The sequence below is a fragment of the Robbsia betulipollinis genome (assembly GCF_026624755.1).
Taxonomy (GTDB): Bacteria; Pseudomonadota; Gammaproteobacteria; order Burkholderiales; family Burkholderiaceae; genus Robbsia; species Robbsia betulipollinis.
The window spans coordinates 36,062-61,309 of record NZ_JAPMXC010000004.1 but is presented as its reverse complement, the minus strand read 5'-3'; the positions used below and the strand labels follow the sequence as shown (position 1 = coordinate 61,309).

At 54.8% G+C, this 25,248-nt stretch carries 21 protein-coding genes, 11 pseudogenes and 1 other annotated feature; of the genes and pseudogenes, 23 read left to right on the top strand and 9 right to left on the bottom strand.

From position 1 onward, the window contains the following. Positions 1-11: 11 nt before the first annotated feature. Positions 12-365: pseudogene (locus tag OVY01_RS23170) on the top strand (hypothetical protein); the annotation flags it as partial. Positions 366-595: 230 nt separating this feature from the next. Here the strand turns inward: OVY01_RS23170 and OVY01_RS14720 are convergent. Both OVY01_RS14720 and OVY01_RS14715 read right to left on the bottom strand, forming a co-directional pair. After that, a pseudogene (locus tag OVY01_RS14720) lies at positions 596-835 on the bottom strand (transposase); the annotation flags it as partial. A 60-nt stretch (positions 836-895) separates the two neighbouring features. Next, positions 896-962: a sequence feature (AL1L pseudoknot), on the bottom strand. Continuing rightward, positions 903-1,240: pseudogene (locus OVY01_RS14715) on the bottom strand (transposase); the annotation flags it as partial. Its footprint overlaps the feature before it by 60 nt. A 43-nt stretch (positions 1,241-1,283) precedes the next feature. Here OVY01_RS14715 and OVY01_RS14710 point away from each other — a divergent pair. Next, a pseudogene (locus tag OVY01_RS14710) lies at positions 1,284-1,589 on the top strand (transposase); the annotation flags it as partial. 164 nt (positions 1,590-1,753) lie between these two features. Next, the gene (locus tag OVY01_RS14705; RefSeq protein ID WP_267848342.1) at positions 1,754-2,560 is read left to right on the top strand and encodes an IS5 family transposase; all 807 of its coding nucleotides are present in this window, start codon (positions 1,754-1,756) and stop codon (positions 2,558-2,560) included. A gap of 6 nt (positions 2,561-2,566) precedes the next feature. Here the strand turns inward: OVY01_RS14705 and OVY01_RS14700 are convergent, their stop codons facing one another. Beyond that, positions 2,567-3,019 carry a hypothetical protein gene (locus OVY01_RS14700; RefSeq protein ID WP_267848341.1) on the bottom strand — a complete coding sequence of 151 codons (453 nt, stop codon included), beginning with the start codon at positions 3,017-3,019 and terminating at the stop codon, positions 2,567-2,569. A 62-nt stretch (positions 3,020-3,081) separates the two neighbouring features. After that, positions 3,082-3,453 carry a hypothetical protein gene (locus OVY01_RS14695; RefSeq protein WP_267848340.1) on the bottom strand — a complete coding sequence of 124 codons (372 nt, stop codon included), beginning with the start codon at positions 3,451-3,453 and terminating at the stop codon, positions 3,082-3,084. A 66-nt stretch (positions 3,454-3,519) separates the two neighbouring features. Here OVY01_RS14695 and OVY01_RS14690 point away from each other — a divergent pair, with 66 nt between their 5' ends. The 4 genes from OVY01_RS14690 to cap2-3 all read left to right on the top strand — a co-directional run bounded on the left by OVY01_RS14690 (position 3,520) and on the right by cap2-3 (position 8,189). Next, the gene (locus OVY01_RS14690) at positions 3,520-4,212 is read left to right on the top strand and encodes a DJ-1/PfpI family protein (protein WP_267848347.1); all 693 of its coding nucleotides are present in this window, start codon (positions 3,520-3,522) and stop codon (positions 4,210-4,212) included. Then, positions 4,104-4,484, top strand: coding sequence for a helix-turn-helix domain-containing protein (locus OVY01_RS23320; protein ID WP_432422252.1), 381 nt, complete (start codon positions 4,104-4,106; stop codon positions 4,482-4,484). The genes OVY01_RS14690 and OVY01_RS23320 overlap by 109 nt, the downstream gene beginning before the upstream one ends. A 295-nt stretch (positions 4,485-4,779) precedes the next feature. Further along, complete coding sequence (gene mblB / locus OVY01_RS14685; protein WP_267848339.1) at positions 4,780-5,934, top strand: anti-phage 6A-MBL system MBL-fold protein; 1,155 nt, start codon at positions 4,780-4,782, stop codon at positions 5,932-5,934. After that, positions 5,934-8,189, top strand: coding sequence for an anti-phage 6A-MBL system cap2_3 protein (gene cap2-3, locus OVY01_RS14680; RefSeq protein WP_267848338.1), 2,256 nt, complete (start codon positions 5,934-5,936; stop codon positions 8,187-8,189). The genes mblB and cap2-3 overlap by 1 nt, the downstream gene beginning before the upstream one ends. A 72-nt stretch (positions 8,190-8,261) precedes the next feature. Here the strand turns inward: cap2-3 and OVY01_RS14675 are convergent, their stop codons facing one another. Further along, complete coding sequence (locus tag OVY01_RS14675) at positions 8,262-8,465, bottom strand: hypothetical protein (protein ID WP_267848337.1); 204 nt, start codon at positions 8,463-8,465, stop codon at positions 8,262-8,264. Between the two features lie 109 nt (positions 8,466-8,574). Here OVY01_RS14675 and OVY01_RS14670 point away from each other — a divergent pair, with 109 nt between their 5' ends. From OVY01_RS14670 to OVY01_RS14645, 6 genes and pseudogenes are all read left to right on the top strand, one after another. Next, on the top strand, positions 8,575-9,726 hold the full coding sequence (locus tag OVY01_RS14670; RefSeq protein WP_267848336.1) for a patatin-like phospholipase family protein: 1,152 nt from the start codon (positions 8,575-8,577) through the stop codon (positions 9,724-9,726). Between the two features lie 182 nt (positions 9,727-9,908). Continuing rightward, on the top strand, positions 9,909-11,204 hold the full coding sequence (locus tag OVY01_RS14665; RefSeq protein ID WP_267848335.1) for a ComEC/Rec2 family competence protein: 1,296 nt from the start codon (positions 9,909-9,911) through the stop codon (positions 11,202-11,204). 86 nt (positions 11,205-11,290) lie between these two features. Further along, positions 11,291-12,460: pseudogene (locus tag OVY01_RS23315) on the top strand (IS3 family transposase). A gap of 142 nt (positions 12,461-12,602) precedes the next feature. Next, a pseudogene (locus OVY01_RS23310) lies at positions 12,603-12,779 on the top strand (IS110 family RNA-guided transposase); the annotation flags it as partial. A gap of 12 nt (positions 12,780-12,791) precedes the next feature. Further along, positions 12,792-13,016: pseudogene (locus tag OVY01_RS23305) on the top strand (IS3 family transposase); the annotation flags it as partial. A 126-nt stretch (positions 13,017-13,142) separates the two neighbouring features. Further along, entirely contained in the window at positions 13,143-13,769 is a 627-nt protein-coding gene (locus OVY01_RS14645) for an EcsC family protein (RefSeq protein WP_267848333.1), read from the top strand. Positions 13,770-13,904: 135 nt separating this feature from the next. On the opposite strand, the gene OVY01_RS14640 is transcribed toward OVY01_RS14645, so the two are convergent. Next, entirely contained in the window at positions 13,905-15,200 is a 1,296-nt protein-coding gene (locus tag OVY01_RS14640) for an MFS transporter (protein ID WP_267848332.1), read from the bottom strand. Between the two features lie 141 nt (positions 15,201-15,341). On the opposite strand from OVY01_RS14640, the pseudogene OVY01_RS14635 reads away from it, so the two are divergent. From OVY01_RS14635 to OVY01_RS14625, 3 pseudogenes are all read left to right on the top strand, one after another. Further along, a pseudogene (locus tag OVY01_RS14635) lies at positions 15,342-15,479 on the top strand (MgtC/SapB family protein); the annotation flags it as partial. A 400-nt stretch (positions 15,480-15,879) separates the two neighbouring features. Next, a pseudogene (locus OVY01_RS14630) lies at positions 15,880-15,999 on the top strand (LysR family transcriptional regulator); the annotation flags it as partial. Positions 16,000-16,104: 105 nt separating this feature from the next. After that, positions 16,105-16,839: pseudogene (locus OVY01_RS14625) on the top strand (phosphopyruvate hydratase family protein). On the opposite strand, the gene OVY01_RS14620 reads toward OVY01_RS14625, so the two are convergent. Both OVY01_RS14620 and OVY01_RS14615 read right to left on the bottom strand, forming a co-directional pair. Then, on the bottom strand, positions 16,721-17,776 hold the full coding sequence (locus OVY01_RS14620) for a beta-propeller fold lactonase family protein (protein ID WP_267848331.1): 1,056 nt from the start codon (positions 17,774-17,776) through the stop codon (positions 16,721-16,723). The pseudogene OVY01_RS14625 and the gene OVY01_RS14620 sit on opposite strands and share 119 nt — an antisense overlap. A gap of 106 nt (positions 17,777-17,882) precedes the next feature. Further along, entirely contained in the window at positions 17,883-18,869 is a 987-nt protein-coding gene (locus OVY01_RS14615; protein WP_267848330.1) for a malate dehydrogenase, read from the bottom strand. 327 nt (positions 18,870-19,196) lie between these two features. Here OVY01_RS14615 and OVY01_RS14610 point away from each other — a divergent pair, with 327 nt between their 5' ends. The 3 genes from OVY01_RS14610 to OVY01_RS14600 are packed head-to-tail and all read left to right on the top strand — an operon-like array spanning position 19,197 to position 20,990. Further along, positions 19,197-19,577, top strand: coding sequence for a COG4315 family predicted lipoprotein (locus OVY01_RS14610; protein WP_432422251.1), 381 nt, complete (start codon positions 19,197-19,199; stop codon positions 19,575-19,577). Positions 19,578-19,611: 34 nt separating this feature from the next. Further along, positions 19,612-20,139 carry an RNA polymerase sigma factor gene (locus OVY01_RS14605; protein WP_267848329.1) on the top strand — a complete coding sequence of 176 codons (528 nt, stop codon included), beginning with the start codon at positions 19,612-19,614 and terminating at the stop codon, positions 20,137-20,139. Further along, on the top strand, positions 20,136-20,990 hold the full coding sequence (locus tag OVY01_RS14600; protein ID WP_267848328.1) for an anti-sigma factor family protein: 855 nt from the start codon (positions 20,136-20,138) through the stop codon (positions 20,988-20,990). The genes OVY01_RS14605 and OVY01_RS14600 overlap by 4 nt, the downstream gene beginning before the upstream one ends. 21 nt (positions 20,991-21,011) lie before the next feature. Here the strand turns inward: OVY01_RS14600 and OVY01_RS14595 are convergent, their stop codons facing one another. After that, entirely contained in the window at positions 21,012-21,917 is a 906-nt protein-coding gene (locus tag OVY01_RS14595; protein WP_267848327.1) for a LysR family transcriptional regulator, read from the bottom strand. 112 nt (positions 21,918-22,029) lie between these two features. Between OVY01_RS14595 and OVY01_RS14590 the strand changes: the two genes are divergently transcribed. From OVY01_RS14590 to OVY01_RS14575, 4 genes and pseudogenes are all read left to right on the top strand, one after another. Continuing rightward, positions 22,030-23,193 (top strand): TDT family transporter, encoded by a 1,164-nt coding sequence (locus OVY01_RS14590; protein WP_267848326.1) that lies wholly within the window; start codon positions 22,030-22,032, stop codon positions 23,191-23,193. A 28-nt stretch (positions 23,194-23,221) separates the two neighbouring features. Continuing rightward, positions 23,222-24,028 carry a substrate-binding domain-containing protein gene (locus tag OVY01_RS14585; protein WP_267848325.1) on the top strand — a complete coding sequence of 269 codons (807 nt, stop codon included), beginning with the start codon at positions 23,222-23,224 and terminating at the stop codon, positions 24,026-24,028. Positions 24,029-24,127: 99 nt separating this feature from the next. Beyond that, positions 24,128-24,466, top strand: a pseudogene (locus tag OVY01_RS14580) (mercury(II) reductase); the annotation flags it as partial. A gap of 180 nt (positions 24,467-24,646) precedes the next feature. Further along, on the top strand, positions 24,647-25,201 hold the full coding sequence (locus tag OVY01_RS14575; protein WP_267848324.1) for a DsrE family protein: 555 nt from the start codon (positions 24,647-24,649) through the stop codon (positions 25,199-25,201). Positions 25,202-25,248 lie beyond the last annotated feature (47 nt).

Sequence of the window (25,248 nt, the reverse complement as noted above, 5' to 3'; positions counted from 1 at the left end):
CTCATGGCCAAGTGCCGGATGCGGCTTTATTTCAAGCATTACGACGACCCAAAGGCCAATCACTGGCGCAGGGCATCACCGCCGATGGTGTCTATCGATGCGTGCTGGCTTATGCCACCCAAGCCAAGATTGCCGTCGTGGGCTTCGGTGTGCATTGCCTGCGGGCGACGGCCGCTCATGGCCAAGTGCCGGATGCGGCTTTATTTCAAGCATTACGACGACCCAAAGGCCAATCACTGGCGCAGGGCATCACCGCCGATGGTGTCTATCGATGCGTGCTGGCTTATGCCACCCAAGCCAAGATTGCCGTCGTGGGCTTCGGTGTGCATTGCCTGCGGGCGACGGCCGCAACAAACGCACTCGATCATGAGGCTGATATCGTCAAGGTGCAGGAATGGCTAGGGCATGCCAATATTGCCACGACGTGTGCGATCAGGTCGGCGATGTTCTGGTCCACATTGCGGCTCGGGAAGGGGCCGGCCAGGAAGCGCTGCCGCGTTTCCTCCTCCAGGAACACGCCTCTGTCCACCAGCTTGACGTTGTCGATGAGCACGCCTTCGAACAGATCCGCGGCCGGCAGGCTCTCGGGATTGTTGAGGCGGTCACGCTCCTCGGTCATACGCTTGAGCTCGGTCTTCAGTCGCCGCACCTCGGCACTTTGGTCCAGCTCCGCTTGGCGCACGACATCCGGCTTCTCGAACCTGGCTCGCCAAGCATAAAGGCTGTGCGTCGTAATGCCCAATCGCTGTGCTACATCTGCTACCGAATGACCTCGCTCGGTGACTTGTTTGACTGCCTCGATCTTGAACTCATCCGTGTATCGCTTGCCGCTCATACTGACCTCCTCGGTTGCCATAGATTATGGCTCGAAGATGTCTACGAAAGGCTGGCCGGTTCAGGCCGTCGATATACGCCTTCACGACTTCAAGCGGCGGTCGAGCTCCGCCTGCGCGAAAAAAGCGCTGGCCGTCTTCAAAATATCGTTGGCGCGGCGTAGTTCCTTGACCTCGCGCTCGAGCGCCTTCAGGCGTTCCCGTTCGTCGCTTGACAGGCCTTCGCGCTGCCCCTTATCGGCCTCGTCGCGCTTTACCCAATCCAACAGCGTCTGCGGCATACAGCCTATCTTCGGCGCGATGGACTCGACTGCTGCCCACAAAGACGCGTACTCGCCACGGTGTTCCTGCACCATACGCACGGCCCGCTCGCGCATCTCTGGGGAAAATTTGTTTGTCTTGGTCATGACACCATTCTCTCAAGAATTGGTGCCTCCTCAAAATCCGGGGCGATTCACACAAGCGATCATCCCGACACGCAAGAATGCCAAGCCATGGAAGGACAGGCGTCCCGGAGCACAAGCGCGTAACGCTATCCTTGCTGCTACCCACCGTCTTGGCCGTAAAATATGGAAGAAGTGGACTGGCTATCATCGACGCAGTCTTGTCGAAACAAAAATGCGTTGCTTCAAACTACTTGGCGAGCGGGTGATGGCGCGCGACTTTGATCGGCAGGTCGCGGAATTGCAAATTCGTGCGGCCATTCTGAACCGTTTTACCCGTCTGGGCACGCCTACGACGGTGGCCATGCCATAAATCCGGCTGGGGTTTGGGGTATTACGGGCTCAGCTTATTTGTGCAACAAAGCCAATTTAGGGGCAAAGCCAATTTGCGAATTTCGCAATGAGCACAAACGACCTCGCCCCTAATTTCCCTGGAGCGTGTTATGAACTTTTTCAGGAGTTCAGTATCGTAGCGGGATGAGCCAACGCAAACCCTACCCGAGCGACGTGAGCGATGAGGAATGGGCCTTCGTGGCACCGTACCTCGCGCTGATGGATGAGCACGCCCCGCAACGTAAATACGAGTCACGGGAGCTATTCAACGCGCTGCGCTGGATGGCGCGTGCAGGTGCTTCGTGGCGCATGTTGCCGACGAACTTTCCTCCTTGGGAAGCGGTATATCAGCAGACGCAGCGCTGGTTGCGCGCAGGCTGCTTTGAGGCGATGGTCAATGATCTACGCTCGGTATTACGCGTCGCACAGGGCCGTCAGGGCCAACCCAGCGCCGTCGTTCTCGATGGCCGGACCTTGCAATCGACCTGTGAGAGCGGTCCGCGTGCTGGCTACGACGGGTACAAACGCAAACGGGGCAGCAAGGTCCATATGGCCGTCGATACGCTTGGGCATTTATTGGCCGTGCATGTCACACCCGCCAACGAGCAAGAGCGCGCGCAAGTCCAGGAACTATCTCGTCAGGTTCAACAGGTCAGTGGTCAAACCGTTCGGCTGGCCTACGCGGACCGAGGCTACACGGGCGCGGAGCCTGCCCAGGCGGCCAGCGATGAGGGCATAGACTTGCAGATCATCAAGTTACCAGAAGCGCGCAAAGGCTTTGTATTGCTGCCACGACGTTGGGTGGTCGAGCGCAGCTTCGGATGGGCCAATCGATTTCGCCGGCTCGCCCGCGATTATGAGCGGCTGCCAGAAACCTTGGCCGGTCTGCATTTCGTTGTCTTCGCCATACTTATGCTTTCCCACGCCGTTCCAATTATGCAAAGTGCATAACACGCTCTAGTCGAAATATACATCTTTTGGCGAAAAAATACTTTTTAGATGATTTGCCTCCGAAGGCGCATCGCGCACAACAGCATTCCAAACTTCAGCACTAAATCGACCGTCGATTCGCGCATATTCCAACGTATAAATCAATTCTATTCGATTGGCCTTATAGCCACCAAATTTCTCTTCCAGCTTGTAAAAGCCAATCGCATCATAGTCTCCTGCCAAATTTCGCTCGTCCAAAAACCTGTAAACCTCGTCCATGAAATTAGCTTTCACGAAATAAACTTCCTCGAACGGATCAGCATCATATTTCTCTTTCATGATGCCTTCATGAAATATTGGTTCAATCCGGTTCAAATATGCAAACGCAAGGGCGTGGCTGAATTTGTCGGGATTCTGAATATAGCCTATCAGAAAAGATTGACGTTTCAGTTCGTAAAGAGCAATAAGTTGATGGTCCATATTTTTCATTCCAATATAAATAGACTGATAAGTTATCGCTAACACTACTGGCAGCCTGGTGGTTAGCGATTTCTATTATCAAAAACATAAGCGCCGATCTTTTCTGCAAGCTGAGCATAGTAGCCCAGCCTCTCGCTCAGGTATTCTTCTTGGTATTTGTACTTAAACTCTACCGTAAGTGCCCTCATTGCAAACTCAAACTCTTCATTGCTGACAGACGGGCCACACTCGTCGAACACGTTTTTTAACGCGTGGTGAAACCGCTCCTGATCAAGCGGATGGAGCGTATCCCATGTTCGGACCCTCATCCAAGAGCGTAATCCATCAATAATCTTTTCGTGCTGCATGCTTACCCCCATGGATCTAACTGGAATCTCTACATTATCTCGCGCGATAGCTTTAAGCCATCCGGTTTTCTTGTTTTTCTGAGCCATCTACCCCTGTCCGATCAACAAGTGGGGTTTTTCCTACCTCTTGCCGGGCGAAGTAGTGCCGTGCTGATGCTCGACTATGCGGGACCTGCCGAAGCAATGCGCATGGCGGCGGATGGCAGCGCGCCGTTCGAGTTGCACCACTGCGGTCCCCTGCCAAGTGTCGCGACGTCGTTGGGCACACGCATCGATGGCATCGACCCGCTTCCACTCACGCTACCGCCTAATACTCTCGTCGTGGTTGTGGGTAGCACGGATTCGCCCGAACCAGGAACCAGCGCGCCGTACGATGCCGTCGCTCGATGGCTTCGGACGACTCCCGCCGACGACACACGTATCGCCAGCATCTGTTCGGGCGGGATCCTCCTGGCGCGTGCCGGATTTCTGGCGGGACGCTGCTGCACCACGCACTTCGGCCTGGTGGCGGAACTTGAACGTGTCGCGCCTTCGGCGCGGGTGCAGAGCGACTTCCTGTTCGTCGACGACGGCAGTATTTTGACGAGCGCGGGAATCACGGCGGGCATCGATCTGGCGCTGTATCTGATCGAACATTACGCCGGGGTCGAATTGGCGACCGACATCGCGCGTCGTCAGGTCGTCAGGTCGTCTATCGGCGCCGCGCGGGGGATGACACACAACTTTCGCCGTTGCTTGTGCATCGCAACCATACACATCCCGCGGTACACCGCGCACAGGATGCCATTTCCCACGATCCAGTGCGCAATTGGCGTGTGGCCGAGCTTGCGCATGCCGCCCATGTAAGTCAGCGACATTTGAGCCGCCTGTTCGCCGAGCACGCCGGAACGACCGTGCTGGAGTATCAGCAGAGTCTAAAAGTAGCCGCTGCCTGTCGATTGCTGATAGGGTCGGACTCGACCATCGAGCGGATTGCGGAAGCATCCGGATTCGCGTCGGTCCGGGATTTTCGGCGGGTATGGCGGAGATACCACGACGTCACACCGATGCAATATCGGGACATAGGGAACGGTCTTTCGAATCGACGTGGTATTGGAGGGAATCTTTTCGCCCAGTGAGAAGGGGTCCTAGACCGAATTGGTCTCAAATTTCCGGGATAGGTCAATCTAAGGGCAGCCCTAATCTCCATGGCAGCATCCAGTAATAGTTGCTTTAAAACAACGCTTCCCGCCGCGCAAAAACTGCTGATGCCTTCTGCAGGTGGTACCTGTTTTTTATACAGTAATATTGCGGATATTTCTACATGTAGTACCTTGACCTGAATTTGAACACTGCATATAGTGTGTTTGCACCCTCTGTGGCGGAGTGCTAAAGGGTCGGTTGGCCACTTTCCTTTTTTGAGAGGGCCAATCCATGGCTGAAAAGCATCAGGTCATTTTCTATCCTGTCAGTAACGGCGACACAACGCAGATAATCCTGTCAACCGGGCGGCGCGTCCTCTTCGACTTTTGCCATCGTGAAAAGGCGGAAGATCCCGGCACGCCGGAAATCGATCTTAAAGCCCGACTAAAGGCCGATCTCAAAAAAGCCGATCGGGACTATTTCGACGTCGTGGCTTTCACACATGCGGATCTGGATCACATCCAGGGCAGCACGGATTTCTTCGAGCTGCAGCACGCGAAGAAATACCATGGCGAAGGCCGCATCAAGATTCGTGAACTCTGGGTTCCTGCCGCGATGTTGTTGGAGGAAGCAGATAACGATCACCAGATAGAAGAGTTTGTCTTGCTGCGCCAAGAAGCACGGCATCGCCTGCTGGAAGGCAACGACATCCTCGTGTTCTCGAAGCCGCGAGCTTTGGCTGACTGGCTCGAACCTTTGCTGAAAGAAAGGGGCGAAGCAGCGGGCGCTCGTGATCATCTGTTTATCGACGCTGGAACGATCGTGCCGGGCTTCACGCTGACCAAGGACGGCGCAGAATTCTTCTGCCATTCGCCTTTCATCAAGCACTGCGACGGAGGCGACATCATCCGCAACAGGGCTTCGCTGATATTCAATGTCCGGTTCAGGGCCGACGGGCAGGACTACGACTATCTGGAAGTGGGCGATGCGACATGGGAAGAAATCGAAGATATCGTCAGCATCACCCGGTATCACAAAAATGAGGATCGGCTCGCCTGGGATTTGTACAACATTCCTCATCATTGCAGCTACTTGGCATTGAACGACGAAAAGGGCGACAAGGAAACGGAGCCTAAGCCCTTGGTCAAGGATCTGCTGCGGCTGGGCAAAAGGGATTCCTACATCGTCAGTTGCAGCAAGCCGATTCCGGACGAAAAGGACGCGTATTCGCAAACGCAGCCGCCTCACATCCAGGCCCGCAAAGCCTATGAGCGTTACTTGAAGGAAGTCAATGGCCGCAAATTCCTCGTCACGATGGAGGAACCGAACGGCAACAAACCCGAGCCCATCACATTCGAGATCACTGGCGGCGGCGTAAGCTGGATTCGCTCGGCGTCCATCGGAGCACCGGCCATCATCCTGTCTTCGCCACCGCGGGCGGGCTGATGGCCGACGACTATCACGAACTCGCAAATGTCGTTGAGCTTGCGGACGCGGCGGAGTTGACGATTTCGCGCACCCGGCTGCTTCATGATGCCGTCGCGCGACAGCGTGATTTCACGATCGTACAGCTCCTGCAGCACAGCGAAGGCGACACGCCGAAGCTCGAATGCCTCATCGTCGATGTCGAGTGCGATGGAGTACCCCCCAAGAACGGCGCCGGCATCCACTATCGGGAGCGTTTGGCGCTGTGCGTGCCGGACGACCCTAAGCGGCTCGTCGACGTGTTGGCGCTGCGCAAGGATTTTCCGGTCCTGATGCACCAGAATCAGGGCATTGCCGGCGTCCCGGCTAGCCTGTGTCTCTATTTCGAGTCTGTCACCTCAGTAATGCGAACTTGGACGCCGCAAAGCTTCTTGCGGCGTATCCAATGGTGGCTCGAAAAAAGCGCCAGAGGTGAACTGCACCCGGCGGATCAGCCGGTCGAACATCTGTTCTTCGCAACGCCGTACGAGCTGGTTTTGCCGTGGGACCTAGCCGCGCTACGCAATAACGCGGAAGTTCGCTTCATTCTGGCCCGCGGCCCTGACCACCCCAATGGAGGCTTCACCTCCTTCCTTGAGGCGGTTCCAAGAGATGCCCCGCTCCAGGCCGACGCGGCTGCGCCGATCGAATTGACGTTGCCGCCGATTGTGCACGGCTTCATAGAGCGCGACCCGGCGACCTTGGGACAATTGGCGGATATTCTCGCCAGGCGCGGGGTCGAGCTGCTGCCTATACTGTCGACCGCACTGCAGGCGCGGGTAGGCGCCACGGGTGCAGCTGCATCCGCCGAAGACAAATGCACGGTTATCCTGCTCCATATCTCCATCCGTCGGACGGATGGCGCAGAGGTGGTCGGGGTCACACACCGCGCTTTCCTGACGCCGATGGGTGGACTTGAGCTTGGCGTGGCTACCGGGGCCTTGTTCTTTCACAACAAGCAATATTTCAGCGCAGCGGGCGTACTTGGCGCTGAACCTGCGACTGCGTGGCAAGAGCAGCCAGTGTTTCCGATGGACGTTTTGAGCAGAAACGACGCCCAAGCGGCCAGGAGACAGTCGGGCATCGACGAAGAGGGCCCCAACGCCGTGCTGGTCGGCGCAGGCTCTCTCGGCAGCGCGATGCTTAATCTATGGGGGCGCGCTGGCTGGGGGCGATGGACCGTCATCGACAAGGACCACGTCAAACCGCACAACCTGTCACGGCATGTGGCCTATGCCCAACATGTTGGCGACCCCAAGTCCGATGTCGTGGCAGGCCTGAACGCCGCGGTCATGAATGGCGCCACGGTGATCACGCCACTGAACGCCGATGCCACCGACTTCGAGCAAAGCTCAGTCAAAGGCGCGTTGACTAGCACGCAACTGGTCATCGATGCGTCAACGACGCTAGAGTATCCCCGCGCGGCAAGCGCCGTCGATGCGTTCGCTAGGCACATATCGGTGTTCATCACGCCAAGCGGCGACGCTGGAGTGTTGCTCGCCGAAGATGCTCAGCGTTCGCTTCGCCTTCGGACACTTGAAGCGCAGTATTACCGCGCCCTGATTCAACAGGAATGGGGACGCGCTCATCTCGCCGGCAACGTCGGTTTGTTCTGGAGCGGCGCAAGCTGCCGTGACATTTCGATGGTCATCCCGTATTCGCGGATCATGGGGCATGCCAGCACGCTCGCCGAACAGATCCCAGCGACGGCCGCGCACGAGGGCGCAGTGATCTGTGTGTGGCAGCGCGATCCAGTTCGTGGCTCTGTAGACGTTCACGACGTACCGGCCGTTGCGGAACGCCGCATGTCACTCGACGACTTCGATTTGTTCTTCGACGCCGGCATAGAGCAGCAACTGAGGGAGCTGCGCACGCAAGGTTTTCCCAATGAAACCGGCGGTGTTCTGCTTGGCTACTACGACTTTAATATCGGTGCGGTTGTAGTTGTCGCAGGCCTGCCAGCGCCGCCTGATAGCAAATCGAATCGCGACTCGTTCGAGCGTGGCATAGCAGGTTTGACGGAGGCCGTCGCCGAGGCATCCAGAAGAACCGCCGGTGTCGTTGGCTACATCGGCGAATGGCACAGCCACCCTCCGGGACACTCCAGCTTGCCCAGCAGGGATGATCTTTTGCAACTTGTCCATCTGGCCCTAGGCATGGCCGACGACGGACTGCCTGCTGTGCAGCTCATCGTCGGCGAAAACGATCTGCAGGTCGTGCAGGGGATGATGAAGTGAGCTTCCGCATGGCCTTATCCGCGTATTTGCGATACGAACAACCTGAGCTTGGTTGTCTTCTTCAAGTTCGGTTCATTCAAGGTCCTGTTCCCCGGCGATCTGGAAAAAAACGATGGCTGGTTGGCATTGTTCGAGCAGGCCGCCTTTCGCACCGAACTGGTGCGAACCACTGTATTCGTCGCATCGCATCATGGTGGAGCAAGTGGCTACTTCCAGCGGATATTCGACTACTGCGAGCCGCGGGTCGTTGTCGTCCCGGACAAGGCGCTCGTTCACCCCACTCAGAAACCGCAGTATCAATACGTGGCATCGGACAACGGCGTGCTCGTTTCAAATACCAATCGACGCCGGCGCTGCCCAACGACGCGAAGGGATACCGGACGCCGTGACGACCGAGGACGCAAAGCGACCTCGCCTCGGACTCGCGGCATCTGGCGGCGGAGTGCGCGCAGCTGCGTTCCACGCCGGCGTGCTGAAATATCTCGCTGAACAGAGTTTGCTCGAGCGGGTGCAGCATATTTCTTCGGTGTCCGGAGGGAGCCTTTTCGTCGGCCTTGTCATGTGCCGTGCTGGCTATAAATGGCCAACGTCCCAAGAATATACGGAGCGCGTCTACAACGAAGTCAAATGCACCCTGACAACCACATCCCTGCAACTCAGTGGTGCTCTCCGCCTGATTTTTAATCCGCTAAACTGGCGATTCGCTCTATCGCGGGCTAACATCCTGGAACGGACCATTTGGACAGTTTGGGGAATCAAGGAACCCTTGAGTTCAATAAGAGGCGGTCCGGTATGGTCGATCAATGGCACGACCGCTGAGACCGGACGGCGCTTCCGCTTCAAGAATGGCGGATTTGGCGATTACGAACTTGGCTACGCGCATGCCGGGGCACTAAGTCTGGCTTCTGCGTTGGCGGTGTCGGCTGCTTTCCCGGGAGGTATTGGCCCGTTGTCGGTCAAAACGCACCGCTTTGCGTGGAAAAAGAGTACAGAGTGGGATCTGGACGCAGTACCGATTGATATGAAGCCTCACTTTAAACGCCTCCACCTATATGACGGCGGGGTCTATGATAACCTCGGAATAGAACCCCTGTTTGACTGCGGCACGCAGCGGTTCAAGAAAGGCCGGGACACGCCGATCATTGACCACTTGATCGTGTCGGATGCCGGCGCTCCATTCGCGCGAGCGCGCATTAGCCATCCGCTCAACCCTGCACGCTTCAAAAGAATCGCCGACATCGCGCTCGACCAGACGAGAGCCTTGCGCGTGCGGAGCCTTTCGAACTTTCTGATCAACAATCCAGGCGCTGGCTTGTACCTACAAATCGGGGCCGGCGCGCTCGCTCAGATAAAAAAATTCGGCCCAGGTCGACCTGCGCAGGCCGCGCTTCTGGCGGGCGAATGGCTCGACACCACAATGGTGAAGGAGGCCGCAGCAATTCCAACGTCGTTAAAACGCTTGTCGGAAAAAGAGTTCAACCTACTCTCGCAACACGGTTACGAGACTGCGCGATGGAATAGTGAACTTTGGCGTTAGCGGATCTCCGACGTGGCAGTAGACGCGGCAGTAAAGTCGTTGAACACCTCTGACCCCGTAGGCCTCTTTTAACAAATTTCCTGACGGGGAAAGAGGGAAAAGACAAGGACTCGTTCCGTGCGCCGCCGCTGTATTGTATAAACATGATGCGAAAATTAATCTAATAAAAATGCGAGGGCTGCATGAAGCTTTTTGCTGAATATTATTTTTACCCTGTCGGTCAAGGCATGTTTTCAAGCGGCGCGCTTGGAACGAGGTTTTTCGGAGAATTTCATTGGGTATTCGATTGCGGATCCGTAAAGAAAAATCAGTCGCTCCTCGAAAATGAAATTAGGCGTCTGGAATTGCTCCTTTCGAGAACAGCTTTGAGATCAAAGCCAAAACTCGACGTGACATTCATTTCTCACTTCGATGTCGATCACATAAGTGGACTTGTCAAGCTTCTGAACAGTTTTGATGTAGACACTCTTGTTATTCCATACGTGCCCTTGTGGCAACGCATCGTCGCAACCATAACGTCTCCGCAGGCTGACAATCAGCGCTTTCAGCATTTCATGATGAACCCGGTATCGTTCATCGGCTCGCTCGATGGCGCGAAGGTTCGCAGAATTGTGCTGGTCCCGCCATCAGCCGGATCGCTGCCGGATGACCCTGACGATATCGTGCGGGATCCGCCATCGCCACTGGGTGGTCTGCCCCCGCTCGAACCAGATCGCATCATTGCCCCAGCCGATGAACAGATTGCTCTAACTGCAGATCGGCCGACGAACATATCAATAAGCTGCCTTGCACCTGGGGGGAGATTGCTGCTTGGGAAGGTGTGGGAGTTTGTGCTTTACAACGAACCCAACCTCAACATCAAGGCGACTGCACACTTCAAGCTCGCCGCGCGACGCGTAAGCACCGCGCTGCTCCAGACAAACGATCCGGATCAGCGTGACCGAATCCTGAAGCGGTTAAAGCGTATGTATGATCGCATCTTTGGGTCAACGTCCACCAAGAAGAACGAGATCTCGCTGTTTGTCTACGGCGGTCCTGTTGGTCGATATCTGGCACAGTACAGAGGAGCTAAGGACGACATCTCAAGAGCACGAACTGGTTATAATCATTTTAAGTTCTGGCACTGCCCCATTTGTGTAAATCACCTGCCGGTGAAAGTCGACGACACAGCTAATATCCTATACACCGGAGACGGATATCTCTCCAGCAAGCAACGAGTTCGAAAGCTCCGAGAGTATTTCGGTGCACGCCGACTAGAAAATCTCGCGGTTTTCCAAGTTATGCATCATGGATCGCTTAGAAACTGGCGGAAAGGAATTGCGGCCGAGTTCCAACCGGAGACGAGCATTTTTTGCGCGGACCCATCCTACAGTTATGGACATCCAAACCGCACCGTCTGGGACGATTTCGAGCCGTACGGTGCTAAGCTCGTAAACCGCGTGGGCGTGTTGCGGTTTTACAGGCTTAAGCTGCTATAGCTCGCGAACAATGGGAGCGCGGAGTGACCTTGCCTCAAAACGACGTACAGCAGAGATGTTGGATAATCTGTTGAACGGAGGTTGAGATGGGCGAAAAAGGCGTACCGAATCGGCGCTACATGGAGGAATTCCAGGAGGAAGCGGCGCGATTGGCAAATTCTGTTGGATACAACGAGGCGGCACGTCGTCTCGGGGTTCCGGCGGCGACGATTGGCAACTGGGCACGCAGGCGCTCGCCCGGGGCTGGGGCTGGTGATGTCGCATTGCCGGGGGTGCGGCAAGCCAAGCCCGGGCTGTCGGAGTTGGAGGCCGAGATCAGCCGGCTGCGCAAGGAACTGGCCAGCGCGAAGCTTGACGTGGAAATCCTCTCAAAAGCCACGGCATACTTCGCGAAGGGGTGGCGGTGAGGTATGCCTGGATCGAGACGAGCCGGGACCAGTACAGCGTGAGCCGACTTTGCCGGGTGCTGGACGTCTCGCGCAGCGGCTACTGCCAATGGCGGGTGTGCGCGCCGAGCACACGTTGGCAACGACAAGCGGCATTCGATGATGAAGTGGCGCGCCTGCACGCGCAAAGCCGGGGATCGTACGGCCTACCCCGATTGGTCAAGGCCTTGGCCGCCGAGGGCACAAAAACCAGCGCGGAGCGGGTGCGCCGCAGTCTGTTGCGCCAGGGGATTGCGGCCGGTGTATCGCCATGCCTGGCGAGCGACCACGGACTCGGCGCATCGCCTGCCGGTGGTGCCGAACGTATTGGCCAGGCGTTTCGATGGCTGGATGCCGAACCAGGCCTGGGTCGCAGATATCACGTATCTGCCGACCGGTGAAGGCTGGCTGTATCTGGCGGCGATTCTGGACCTGGGAAGCCGTCGCATCGTCGGCTGGTCGATGTCCGAGCGTATTGATGCAAAGCTCGTGTGTACGGCGCTGCGCTCGGCGTATTGGCAGCGTCGCCCGCCCCGCGGCCTGATTGTCCACAGCGATCGCGGGGTGCAATACGCAAGCTGGGCGCACCGGGAGCTTGCTGACCAATATGGCATGGTCATGTCAATGAGCCGGCGTGCGAATGCCTGGGACAACGCGCTAATGGAGAGTTTCTTCAAGACATTGAAGGTCGAGCAGACGTCGCGATGCCGATACGAGACGCGGGCACAGGCGAGACTGGACGTGATCGACTGGATCGAAGGTTTCTACAACCGACAGCGCATCCATTCTTCGATTGGATACCGTACGCCTTGCGAGTACGAGGCGATGTAAAAAGCGGCGTGAGTTGCTGTACGTCAAAGCGAGGCATGGTCACCATTCCGACCGTGGGTCGCAATATTTAAGCATTCGGTATGGCGAGCGATTGGGCACGGCGGGCATTGAGCCGTCCGTAGGCAGCCGGGGGACAGCGACGCTCTGGACAATAGCGTTAGTTCGGATGCGCAGCGAACCACGTACCCGAGCTTACGTCGATCGCCGGACCAAAGAAGGACTGTCCACCAAGGAAATTCACCGCTGTTTGAAACGCTATATCGTCCGAGAACTGTACCCGCTTATCCTAGTGGATCTCGCAGAATCGCGTGCCGCTTGACATAGGAGCGTCAATGCCCTGGCCGAGACGATCAACGGGCTATACAAAGCCGAGGTGATTCACCGCCGTGGTCCCTGGAAAACACGGAAATCAGTGGAGATCGCCACGCTTGAATGGGTGGCGTGGTTCAGTCATCACCGTTTGATGGGACCGATCGGTTATATTCCGCCGGCCGAGGCTGAGGCAAACTATTATCGGCGTGCCAAAATCGCTGACGTCGAGACAGTGTCAACTTAAACCAAACAGCCTCCACGAAAGTCGGCGTGGTTCATAAAATACTAGAAGTAATTTTTTAATTACGATTGAAATTACATTGCGAGTGATATACTAATTGAGCTTCACTAACGAAAAATGGAGAAAAAAATGGCGATTCTTAATCAAGAAAAAATTATGCAAGCGATCGATTGGGCGTATGAAAAGTCCGTAAATGGAGTGCCAGGATTGGATTCTGCTGTTGAGATGGCAGAAAGCTACATGAAAGAAGGGATTTCATCGTATGACCAATCAAATTCTTTAATTCGTTGGCAAAATACGAAGGCAATAACCTCAGGTTTCATTACTGGATTAGGTGGCATTCTAACCTTGCCTGTTGCCATTCCGGCAAATATCGCTAGTGTTTTATATGTTCAAATCCGTATGATTGCGGCGATTGCTCATATCGGAGGCTACAACGTTAGGGATGATAAGGTCAAAGCACTTGTTTATTCATGTTTGGTTGCCAATAGTGCTAAGGATGTTCTGAAAGACATCGGGGTCGCAGTTGGAAATAAAGTTGCATTGAATGCCGTAAAATCTATATCTGGTAAAACAATACAAGAAATAAATAAGAAGGTGGGAATGAAGCTATTTACCAAATTTGGTGAAAAAGGATTTATAAATCTTGGCAAGGCTGTTCCTTTGATTGGTGGCGTTATTGGCGGAACATTCGATGGAATAGCAACTAACACCGTAGGTAACATCGCACGAGATACATTTACGCCAGCAACTTGACCAGTGAAAAATTCGCAACGACACTTAACATAAAACCTGATCGCAGACATCTCATCGGCGCGCCCATCGTCCCAGTTTCGGCCTGGGACATTCACATTGCCTCTGTCAATGTCCGAAATGTCTATCGACCGGTAGTCAACTTGCGAAAGCCTTACGCTTTTTTTCGAGTGTGCCAAACCCCTCGCGATTCAGGATGAGGAGCAAGCTCAACATAAAGACGATCATAAATACGAGCGCGCTCCCAAATGCTGCTGGGAAGCCATAACGACTTGCCAGTCCTGTCAGAATGAGAGAGTTGAATGCACCCATCAAGTTAAGCACGCCATTCAATATGCCGTAAATTATCCCTGTTGAGGCCTCATTCGGCGCAGCATCAATGCCGATAACGGCCCATGCGCCGACGGTGGTGTTCATCGCCATCTGAGCTAGTCCAAAGAGCACTGCAGTTGTTTGTGCTGCACCCGCTTTCGCGGTTAGAAGGGACAGTGCAACACAGGCTGCGCCTACCAACATTGGGCCAACCGCGCCGATACGTCGCGCAGTCAAGCGCTCGAAGCGTTTTGCAAGGAAATCATTCAACGGACCGGATAAAAAGAATCCGGCAAACCCCAGTACCGATCCAATGCTAGACCAGACTGCGCTTTTCAGAATGGTCATGTGGAAGGTATAGAACATATAGCTGGGCACCCAGTACAGAAAAGTGAACAGGATGTATCCGAAAGTCAGGTAAATCAGCAAGAGCCCGGCGCCGGTGCGGGAGAGCAGCAATCCGCGAATTCCGGGCCAGTCCGGCTTATTCGTGGCGTCTTTCGCATTACCGATCCATGCGAGTTCATCTGCTTGAACACGTGGATCCTGTTCCGGCCGATCGCGAACCACCAAAATCCAAAAAGGCAAAATGACAAGTCCAGCAGCCCCAAATGCGATAAACGTCCAGTGCCATCCAAAATGAACGACTATCCACCCGGCCAGCACGCTGCCAACGGCAGGTCCGAGGTATTGCCCAGCACCGGCCCATGTGTAAGCCGTGGATCTTTCCGTAGGCGCGGCCCAGCTGTTCACGGCTTTCGCGTTATAGGGCCAAATCGGTGCTTCACCTGCTCCCATCAGTGCCCGGATCGCAAACCACATCCCAAGGCTCCCTGCAAAAGGTGTGGCAATCGTGAACAGCGACCACCAGCCTAGCGCAACCACCATCCCCCATCGCAGGCCAAGCTTGTCGGCAATCCATCCGCCGGGAAAATTGAACAAGGCATACGCTAATCCCCAGACGAATGCAATTTGCCCTATTTGATGTAAATTGAATCCGAACGCGTGTTGGATTGCTGGAATCGAGACAGAGAAGTTAACGCGGTCCATGTAGTTGATGAAAATTACAAGAAACATCAACAAAACAATCAGATATCGACGATGGCTCGAAGTTTTCGCCATATTTTGTCTCCTCTTTATCTGTCACCTCGAGGCGACGCTTTATATTTAGATGGGCGCAACACTGCTACTCTACGCCAATTGTGTCAATTTTGTGACATTGGTTGTCCGCATCCGTGCGGTCGGCAAGAAAGGGAGAGCGGTGTGGCAAGTCAATGGGAAATCGTAGGACGCCTCGTATTCGCGGCGGCGCTGGGCAGTGTGATCGGCTTCGAACGCGAACGTTTGTCGTGGTCGGCAGGGCTTCGTACGCATATGCTTGTGTGCGTAGGCTCGGCAATCCCGGATCCGACTCGTATCTGGATGTTGGGTACCTGAGATCTTGAGACGTTCGAGTGACGAAGTCAATTTGCCGGTAAATATTCGAATGCGACCACGCCCTGACAGTGGATCTTGTGAAAACGAGGGCCTTTAACGGGACGTTATACGTATAGGAATACTAATGGTCATAGCACTTGGATTTGTAACTAAGGTCGCAGCCCCCGGGCAGGGATACCTTGAATGACCTATTTATAAAACCTGTTTGTTATTGTCTCTGTCCAAAAGTATTGCACTCACGACACAATTAGGAATATCACGACCGGATAAAAAAGCGGTGTATTTCATCTGGTAAGGTCGATAGTATTCCCATCTTTCTATTAAGCGTCAACAAATCAGTTAAGTTGCCTAGAACGGGGAAAATATGAATGAGAAGGAGTCTCCTGTTCACCTGTAGGCCCTAGGAGCCTTCGAGGCGAGCGCGCGCCACCAAGGTGTTTTCGCAGCTGTGGCCGAGTTAAATGTCACACCTGCAGCTGTTGGGGCTCCTTGTACGAATACGACATTACTATCGAACGCTAACATTCAATGTCATGAATGGCGGAAAACCCGCGTCGAACGCGGCTGATATACAAGAGTTCAATCGAGAGTGCTAGATTCCGGCTTGGCGAAGACATCTGGATTGCCCTTGACCCTGCCGCGAGTTCTTTTACCAAACGGTACGTATCCTCTTGCGCGCGAAGGTCGGCACTTATCTCAGGAAGAGATGATTTCGTTCTGGCAAGATTGGGCGAGTCGTTATCCTATTATTTCTCTTGAAGACCCTTTGGCGGACAGTGATTGGGAGGGCTTTTCAAAAATCATCGCGCTTCTAGGTGATGAGGTGCAAATCGTCGGCGATGACTTATTCGTGACGAATCGGCGGTTTCATGATCGGGGGATTCGAAAGCATTGCTGCAATAGCATATAGATCAAGCCGAATCAGATCGGCCCGGTCAGCGAAACGTTGGACACCATGGCCATGGCCACGCAGGCAGGGTACACCTGCTTGGTATCGCACCGATCCGGTGAAACCAACGACACGTTTATTGCCGATCTGTGTGTGGGCGGAAACACGGGACAGATCAAGTTTTGCGCGCCCGCCCGTGGCGAACGGCTCGCGAAGTACAATCGCTTAGTGGAAATCGAACGTACGCTTGGCAGCGCCGCTGTTTGCCGGACGCGATGCGTTTCCAAGGATCAAGCGATCAGACGCCAAGCACTATTTATGATTTCAACTCTGTCGGCGGCGACAGCGTCTCGACGATGCTGTTGTTGTCCCGATCGATCTTTACAATGCTCAGGTCTTCGTTCAGGACATAAGCATAGCGGTTATCGTGCGTAAAGACAGTGGCTTGGCGCGGTTCTTTCAGCCCGGTAATGGTCGCTTCGACTTTTTGCGTTGCCACCGAAACGACGGATACTGAGTTATCACCCAGATTGCCGACGTAAATGAATTTTCCGTCTGGTGACAGCGCTGCGCCGTAAGGGTCTTTTCCGACAGGAATGGTGTTTGTAATTTTTCGATTTTGGATGTCGACCACCGCGATGGAATTCGTGCCGCTGTTCGCCGCAAATAGCGTCGTGCCATCGGCTGTGACGGAAATGGCGCGGAGCATTTTGAAACCGGTAATCTCACCGTCGATCTTATTGGTCTGGGTGTTGACGATCGTGATCTTGTCGCCAAGGAAATTTGTGACATAAAGCGTTCCATTATCGGGGCTCAGTCGTACCCCTTGCCGCGGCTGTGCGAAACCAGTGATAACCGCTTCGGGTTGAAACGCCCCCGTGTCATAGCGGGTTACGGTGCTTGCCGCTTCGTTATTGATGTAAAGCGACTTGCCATCTTTAGAGAGGATCGTACCGAAAGCACCTGGACCCACGGGTAATGTACGAATCGTCTTCAGATTTTTCGCATCAATGATCGTGACGGTTCCCAAACTGCTGTCGGAAATATAGATCCTATCGCCAGACGGCGAAAATACGATGTTGCGCGGCGTTACGTACCCGTGCAGTACTGCTTTTACCCGCTTAGCGCGCACGTCATAAACAATGATGTCGGGACGTTGACTATAGGACACGACGGCGAGCGTCTCGTCCGGGCTCAATGCTAAAGAATTATTGTGGATAGCACCGTCGAACGTCCACCGAGCCGTGTTGACCGATGCGGCCGTTTGTGCGGCGGGCGCGGTTGCTTCAGCATGCACTAATGGTGACGTAGCGCAACCAAGCGCCAATAGCGTCACCAGAGACAGACGTGAGACTCGAAAGGAAAGTGGCATGGTTATTTTAGTTCGTAATTGATGGGGCTTACCGTCTGCATTACGCTGACGCCGACACTCACACACCTGTTTTCCATAGCGTAGCGGCAGGGTGCTCTAGTATTGCTTATGCAGGTAATAGGTGCGCGATGGCATCGCGTTCAGCAACGAGTTCGTGCAGCGACAGCGCTATCTTTTCTAGCGCAAAAGGAGATATCTCCAAGTTTTCGATACGGTGATACGATCCCGCACTGCATCTCACGGGTACGCCAAACATCAGACCCTCTGGGATACCATATGAGCCGTCCGATGCGATGCCCATCGATACCCATCGACCATCGGTCCCGCTTATCCAGTCTCGCATCTGGTCGATTGCGGCATTCGCGGCCGAGGCTGCGGATGAGTGGCCTCGGGCTTCTATTACCGCAGATCCACGTTGTGCCACGATAGGTATGAAGGTCTCTTCATTCCACTGGGACAGCTCGGGGGAACTTGGAATCGGCACGCCGTTACTGGTACAGAATCGGATGTCTGGGAACATTGTTGGCGAATGATTGCCCCATACAACCATTTGTTCAATCGCGTGGCTGGGCACAGAAAGGCGCTGGGATAATTGTGAGAGCGAGCGGTTATGGTCCAGGCGAATCATCGAGGAGAAGTTTTCAGCAGGCAGGTCGGGCGCGGACTTCATCGCAATGTAGGCATTTGTGTTGGCCGGGTTGCCCACCACTAGCACTTTGACATCACGGTTAGCCACTGCGTTTAGCGCCTGCCCTTGCGTTGTGAAGATGGCGGCGTTGGCCATGAGCAGGTCGGCTCGCTCCATGCCTTTACTACGCGGCCGCGATCCCACCAAGATGGCATATTTCACGTCGGCAAATGCGGTCATTGCGTCATCGCTGATTGTCAAGCCAGTGAGCAGGGGAAAAGCGCAATCCTCGATCTCCATCACAACCCCCTTCAAGGCTTGTTGGGCTTGAGGTAGATCCAGCAAACTCAAGATGACAGGTTGATCGGCGCCGAGCAAGTCGCCATTCGCGATACGGAAAAGAAGCGAATAACAGATTTGGCCAGCGGCGCCGGAAACGGCGACTTTGATAGGAGGTTTTTGCATGACGATTTGCTTTTCTGTTGAAGAGTCGTTGCGATGTAGCGAAGATAAAGGAATCTTATGAATAACAAAAAGACATTATTATTATGATTTGGATGCGTAAAAAGCATGGCAGGGCGATTCATGGGGTATCGCGCCGATTAGATGAGGCGCATTTGGTACGAGCGCCGTACATCACGGCTTATCCCAGATAGGTAATATTTAGCGACGTCGCGCTGCAGGGCGAGGCATGGTACCGATCAAAAATAACTTCGACCCCAGGGAATAAACCACCCCTCATCCTCGTCTATCGATGGGTAAGGTCCCTTTTTTCGATATTAGGATATAGACATGAACCCAATTCGCTCGGTATCAACCCTGGCCCTCGTCATCGGCACCATGCTGTGCGCCGCCAGTGCATACGCGGAATCGCCTCCTATGATGACGGGGGGAATGTTGGTCGATAGTGGAGGCATGACGCTCTACACTTTCGACAAAGACGCTGTGGACAGCGGTAAAAGTCAGTGCAACGGACCATGCGCAAAGCTCTGGCCACCCGCTTTAGCTACGGCAGAGGCAAAACAAGCAGGTAACTTCACCGTCATCAAGCGGGACGATGGTGCGAGTCAATGGGCATTCAAAGGCAAACCCGTCTATACATATGCCGACGATAAGAAAGCGGGTGACATGAGCGGTGACAATTTCAAGGGTGTGTGGCACGTAATCAAGTAAAGTAGCGCCGTTATCTCACTGCCCAGCGAGCACCATGCGATCCCAGGACGAAGCGGCCATCGTTGCGTGTATACCCAGTCTGCGCCGTTACGCGCGTGGACTGACGTCCCATCGTGACCAAGCGGATGATCTTGTGCAGGACACGCTGGAGCGAGCATGGAAGCAGTTCTCACTGTGGCAAAGGCGCAGTGATATCCGTGCGTGGATGTTTGGCATTCTCCATAACCGCTTTATCGATCTGGCCCGCTCACAGCGCAGGAGTGTGGAACAGGATGTGGGTGACTCCTTGCCGGAGTGGCCGCAGCGTGCGATGCAAACCGATCAGCTTGAAATCCGTGACTTGCAAGGTGCTTTGCAACGCTTACCCATGGAACAACGGGAAGTGCTGCTGTTGATCGGTGTTGAGGGGCTGACATATCAAGAGGCCTCCAGTGTCTTGGACATTCCGCTAGGCACAGTAATGTCTCGCTTGTCACGCGGACGTGAAAGTCTTCGTCTGGCATTACAGGGACCGGAGGCGCAGGAGGTCATTCCTGCCCGAATGCAACTGGTGAAATCATGATTGACGATCAAGCGAATCCCGATCGCTCGATGGGCGCTCCTGTATTGGAGGCGGAACTGCATGCCTTTGCGGATCGTCAACTTAGCGGCGCGCGCCACGCGCAGGTTGAGCAATTTCTTGCCTCGCACCCTGCAGAACGCCAGCGCGTGGCGGCCTGGCAACGGCAGAACGGGTTGATGGCCGCGTGGCTTGATCCAGTATTAGAGGAACCGTTGCCTACGCGTTTGCCGACGTCGCCTATCGCGACGGTAAGGTCTTGGCGAGGTATAGCGGCAGGGCTCATCATTGCCCTCGCCAGTGGCAGCGGCGCGTGGATTGCGCGGGGCAGTGTCGATAACCACTCCCTACAACTCGCCAGTGGAGGGGCGCCGCATCAGATACTGGCAGCGAATACGTCCGATCTGGAAGGTTTTGCGCGGCGCGCGGCGGTAGCTTATGTGGTCTACAGTCCCGACGCCCGACGCCCCGTGGAAATTGGCGCGGATCAAGAGCAGGCGCTGGTCACGTGGCTGACGAAGCGCATGGGCACAGCCATACATCCGCCTTCGCTGGCCGGGTTGGGCTACGAATTGATTGGGGGGCGATTATTGCCTGGCGAACGGGGACCCGTCGCGCAGTTTATGTATCAAGCAGCAGACAAAGCGCGTTTGACGCTGTATGTGACGCGCGATGTCAGTAACAAAGACGTCGGCTTCCGTTTTGGGAATGACGGTCCAGTGAACGTGTTCTACTGGATAGACGACCATTTCGGCTACGCCATCTCAGCCGGTACGGATCGATCGACGTTGCTGAAAGTGTCCCAGGAAGTCTATCGGCAGCTCAAGGCGACACGGCCCGTGCCGGCGACGTGACTTCATGCCTCGGCCACTGACTTATTCAGAGGTAAGTTTTTGATCTGTTAAACGTGCTTCCCGAACCAACGCGATGAAGGAGGCCGTACTCGGCGAGAACGATCGATTTTTCAGCCAGATCATTCGTAATGATCGCTTGATGTCAAAGTCGATGAGTTTTACCGTCGCCAATTCTTTGCGACGCAGCTCGTCGGCCACGCTGAGGCGCGAAAGATAGGCTAAGGATTTACCGCGCAGCAACATGCGCTTGATTGCCTCCGTATGACTGATCGACATGGCCGGGACGATTGTCAGATTCGCGCGAGAATAGGCCTCTTCCACGGCTGCGCGCGTACCCGACCCGGGCTCCCGCAAAATCAATTGTTTGTTTAGTAACGTTGTCGCCGCCACTTTTTTACCGGCCATTGGGTGAGAAGGGGAGGCGACGATGACGATTTCATCTATCCCAATTTCCTCGGCATCGAAGATGTTGGCATCGTAGGGACCCTCTATGAATCCCAAGGCATAGGTCTGGGCCATCAATCCCGCTTCCACCAACTCCGTGTTCACGACGTTCAACTCGATGTTGACCTGCGGATACGTTCCGTTGAATCGTGCAATCATGTCTGGTATCAAATAGACGCCGACCGTCGCACTTGCCCCGACAGCCAATTGCCCTGCCGTGAGACCGGCTAGTTCGCGCAACTCGGACTCGGCGGCATCTGCCAGCGCGAAGATGCGTTCGGCATAGGTCAACAGTACGTGGCCTGCTTGCGTCAAAGCAACGCCGCGCGGCAGGCGATCAAACAATATCAGACCGATGCGGCCTTCTAATTCCTTGATTTCACGCGTTACTGCAGGTTGGCTGACATTCAGTCTTCCCGCACCCCCGCTGACAGAGCCAGCGCGAGCAACCGACAAGAAGGCTTCGAGGTGGGTAAAATTCATAATTTAAAGGTATCGATAAAATATCAAGTATGTATTTTTATTATACATAAAACTGCACTATGATTCCTTTTATGGAAACCGAGCAGTGCCAACTGCTCCTGGGAGAGAAGAAGTGAATAAGCAGCCAACACCAGAAAGTCTTTCAACATCCCGATTTTCGCCTTTCATCGCCGTCGGTCAGCGGCGCGAGATTGTCCGGCAGTTCACGCCAAATTGGTTCGCGATGACGATGGGCACAGGCATCGTTTATTTGATCCTGCTCGCGCTGCCAATTCAGTTTCCGGGACAGGTTCACGTAGCAGAGGGACTGTGGATGGTAGACAGTCTGTTTTTCGTGACGTTCTCGGTGCTGTTTTTATCGCGATTATTCTTCTTCAGCGAAACCGTACGTCCGATGCTGGACCATCCGATTCAGTCGATGTTCCTAGGCGCCATTCCGATGGGCTTGATTCCGATCGTCAATGGGTTGACGAACTTTGGGCCGGGATTGTTCGGTCCCGCCGTCCTCGACGTCGCGCAGGTGCTGTGGTGGCTCGACGCAGCTCTCGCGGTGTCCATTGCTTGTTTGGTGCCGTATCGGATGTTCACGAGCCAAAAGCATTCGGTCGATCAGATGACGGCGGTGTGGCTGTTGCCGATTGTGGCACCAGAAGTGACCGCATCCAGTGCGGGGGTGCTGGCACCGCATTTGTCGCAGGGCGCTGCGCAATTATTGGTTGGTACCGGGTACGTGCTCTGGGCCATTTCCGTTCCGCTCGCGTTTTCGGTATTGACGATCGTGTTTTTGCGCTTGGCGCTGCACAAGCTACCGCACCGGGACATGGCAGCCTCATCTTGGCTGACGTTGGGTCCCATCGGAACAGGGAGTCTTGGGCTGCTACTGCTGGGCCAGGCTGCACCGCTCGCTTTTGCTGGGACGCCTTTGGCGCACTATGCCGACATGGCACGCGACATTGGTTTGTTCGCTGGCTTGCTGATGTGGGGCGTGGGCGTATGGTGGCTCATCATTGCCGTCATATTGACGCTGCGTTATCAGCGTGAGGGGATGACGTTTAATCTGGGCTGGTGGGGTTTCACCTTTCCAATCGGGGTCTATACGTCAGCGACATTTACGCTGTTCCGCCTCACCCAGTTTTACCCATTCGCCGTAATCGGGATGGTGCTTGCTGTCGCGCTGTTCTGTTTTTGGTTGCTCGTTGTCAGTAAGACGCTAGTGGGCATGTGGCGCGGTCATCTGTTTCAAGCGCCTTGCTTAGCGACAGCAAAGAAAAATTAATTCAGTTTTACCCAAACGAAGGCACATGATGAACCAAGTCACCCGATATCTCGCCGCCGCTGGGCTGGTCTTAATGACGAGCGGCGCTTATGCGCAGGCCGTACTCCACGTCTACGGCCCCGGCGGCCCGGCCCCGGCGATGAAAGAAGCAGCGGCGGCATTCCAAAAGCAAACGGGTACGCCTGTCATGGTGACGGCCGGTCCAACGGGGCAGTGGTTGGCAAACGCAAAAACCGACGCTGACGTTATCTATAGCGGCTCTGAAACAATGATGACGGATTTCATCAATGCATTAGGAGATCAACTGACGCCCCAGTCGGCCGAGCCGCTTTATCTGCGACCCATGGCCATGTTGGTGCGACCTGGCAATCCGCAGCACATCAAACGCTTCGCGGATCTCTTTAAGCCCGGTGTCAAGATCTTGGTTGTGAATGGCGCGGGCCAAAATGGCGTTTGGGAAGACGTCGCGGGTCGTACTGGCGACATCAAAAAAGTCGCGGCGCTACGTAAAAATATAGTCGGTTACGCGGGCAACAGCGCCGAAGCGCGCAAGACATGGACGGAGAACACGGATATCGATGTTTGGCTGATCTGGAATATCTGGCAAGTCTCGAATCCGACACTGGCTGACGTTGTGCCGATCGAGCCCCGTTATGCCGTGTACCGCGATACAGGCGCTGCTATTACAAAACGCGGGGCAGAAAACCCCGCATCGGCGCAATTTGTCGCGTTTCTAAAATCGCCTGAGGGCGCCGCTATTTTCTCCCGATGGGGCTGGCTGACCAAAATGCCGAAAACCACAATGCGGACGGTCAGCGCTGAAAGCAAGCATTAATCGAGAGAGCCACCTCCAGCAACTGGCTTGCGGAAGGATCCGTAATCAACAAAGGCCTCGCACGTACGATTAATCCGGATGCCTTTGCCGTAAATGCCCGCGTCGATCAACATGACCGGCGGCAATACGCGGCTGACACCGATTCAGTGTCCGCAGTGGTCTTTACAGATCACAAATTGCGACCGTTGGCGACAGCGAGGCGCATGCGCATCGCGTCGGCATCAAGATCGATAATCGAATGCTCTCGCTAGAAAACATTCCGCACGCGCTGGCAAATTTCAACACATACGGCTTCATCAAGATGGTGGTGGAAGCCAGCAGCGGGCAAGTCATTGGTGTGACCAGTTTTTTCCTTACCCGATCATGGACGAGGGACTCAAGCTCAATGCCCAGAGCCTCTTAATGGATCTTGATCAGCTCTCTCGTTGTGCCGATTAAGCGGGGGCGACAAACCTTGATTTGCTTTCTCAGGACGAGCGAGCAGTTCGGCCGAACGGAGCAGAAAGTCCCGTTTGATCAAGCGCCTCTCGCATGCTTTTTAGGCATTAATATGATAGGTAATTGATATTTTTCATATACCAAAAAAAAGCGCATTCTATCTAAACACTGGAGAACAGGATGAACAAACGTACGATGTTTCTCGCTGCAGCCTTGTCCTTGAGCGCGCTGACGTGCCATGCACAGTCCAGCACGGAGGGCTTTTGGACCACGCCGACGATTGCAGGCTATGGGAAGATGCACGCGCTGCCTAAAGCCGCCTATCAGCCTCAAGCAGAAAAGCAGTACAAAATTGTGTTTGCACTAACGCAAGGCGCCAAAACGCCCTCTGCAGTAAATCCTGGACTCGATCACGTCGCGCGCACGGTCAATTTATATGTTGCTTCGGGCGTACCGATTGACCACCTGAAGTTCGTTGCCGTCGCCTATGGTGCAGCCACGCCGCTGGCACTGAACGACACTCAGTACCGGGCCAAATTCGGCGTTGCGAATCCAAATCTGCCGTTGATTGCAGCACTTAAAGCGCATGGCATCGATGTGTCTGTCTGCGGACAGGCGGTGGCCGAGCATCACTTCAAATACGACTGGCTCGACAAACAAGTGACCTTGGCCTTATCGGGATTGACGACCGTGACGACCTTGGAGTCCGGTGGTTATGTCCTCATGCCTTTGTAAGCTTTTCTCGTTCATCGCGCGTGTATGAGCGCACAGCATTGAGGTCG

What these genes read in the sequence shown, in the direction of transcription:
- OVY01_RS14595 (WP_267848327.1), bottom strand. Translation starts at nt 21,917, where the DNA reads ATGAATTTTACCCACCTCGAAGCCTTCTTGTCGGTTGCTCGCGCTGGC.
- cap2-3 (WP_267848338.1), top strand. Translation starts at nt 5,934, where the DNA reads ATGGCCGACGACTATCACGAACTCGCAAATGTCGTTGAGCTTGCGGAC.
- mblB (WP_267848339.1), top strand. Translation starts at nt 4,780, where the DNA reads ATGGCTGAAAAGCATCAGGTCATTTTCTATCCTGTCAGTAACGGCGAC.
- OVY01_RS14665 (WP_267848335.1), top strand. Translation starts at nt 9,909, where the DNA reads ATGAAGCTTTTTGCTGAATATTATTTTTACCCTGTCGGTCAAGGCATG.
- OVY01_RS14620 (WP_267848331.1), bottom strand. Translation starts at nt 17,776, where the DNA reads ATGCCACTTTCCTTTCGAGTCTCACGTCTGTCTCTGGTGACGCTATTG.
- OVY01_RS14705 (WP_267848342.1), top strand. Translation starts at nt 1,754, where the DNA reads ATGAGCCAACGCAAACCCTACCCGAGCGACGTGAGCGATGAGGAATGG.
- OVY01_RS14700 (WP_267848341.1), bottom strand. Translation starts at nt 3,019, where the DNA reads ATGGACCATCAACTTATTGCTCTTTACGAACTGAAACGTCAATCTTTT.
- OVY01_RS14640 (WP_267848332.1), bottom strand. Translation starts at nt 15,200, where the DNA reads ATGGCGAAAACTTCGAGCCATCGTCGATATCTGATTGTTTTGTTGATG.
- OVY01_RS14605 (WP_267848329.1), top strand. Translation starts at nt 19,612, where the DNA reads ATGCGATCCCAGGACGAAGCGGCCATCGTTGCGTGTATACCCAGTCTG.
- OVY01_RS14600 (WP_267848328.1), top strand. Translation starts at nt 20,136, where the DNA reads ATGATTGACGATCAAGCGAATCCCGATCGCTCGATGGGCGCTCCTGTA.
- OVY01_RS14575 (WP_267848324.1), top strand. Translation starts at nt 24,647, where the DNA reads ATGAACAAACGTACGATGTTTCTCGCTGCAGCCTTGTCCTTGAGCGCG.
- OVY01_RS14645 (WP_267848333.1), top strand. Translation starts at nt 13,143, where the DNA reads ATGGCGATTCTTAATCAAGAAAAAATTATGCAAGCGATCGATTGGGCG.
- OVY01_RS14585 (WP_267848325.1), top strand. Translation starts at nt 23,222, where the DNA reads ATGAACCAAGTCACCCGATATCTCGCCGCCGCTGGGCTGGTCTTAATG.
- OVY01_RS14615 (WP_267848330.1), bottom strand. Translation starts at nt 18,869, where the DNA reads ATGCAAAAACCTCCTATCAAAGTCGCCGTTTCCGGCGCCGCTGGCCAA.
- OVY01_RS14690 (WP_267848347.1), top strand. Translation starts at nt 3,520, where the DNA reads ATGCTCGACTATGCGGGACCTGCCGAAGCAATGCGCATGGCGGCGGAT.
- OVY01_RS14610 (WP_432422251.1), top strand. Translation starts at nt 19,197, where the DNA reads ATGAACCCAATTCGCTCGGTATCAACCCTGGCCCTCGTCATCGGCACC.
- OVY01_RS14695 (WP_267848340.1), bottom strand. Translation starts at nt 3,453, where the DNA reads ATGGCTCAGAAAAACAAGAAAACCGGATGGCTTAAAGCTATCGCGCGA.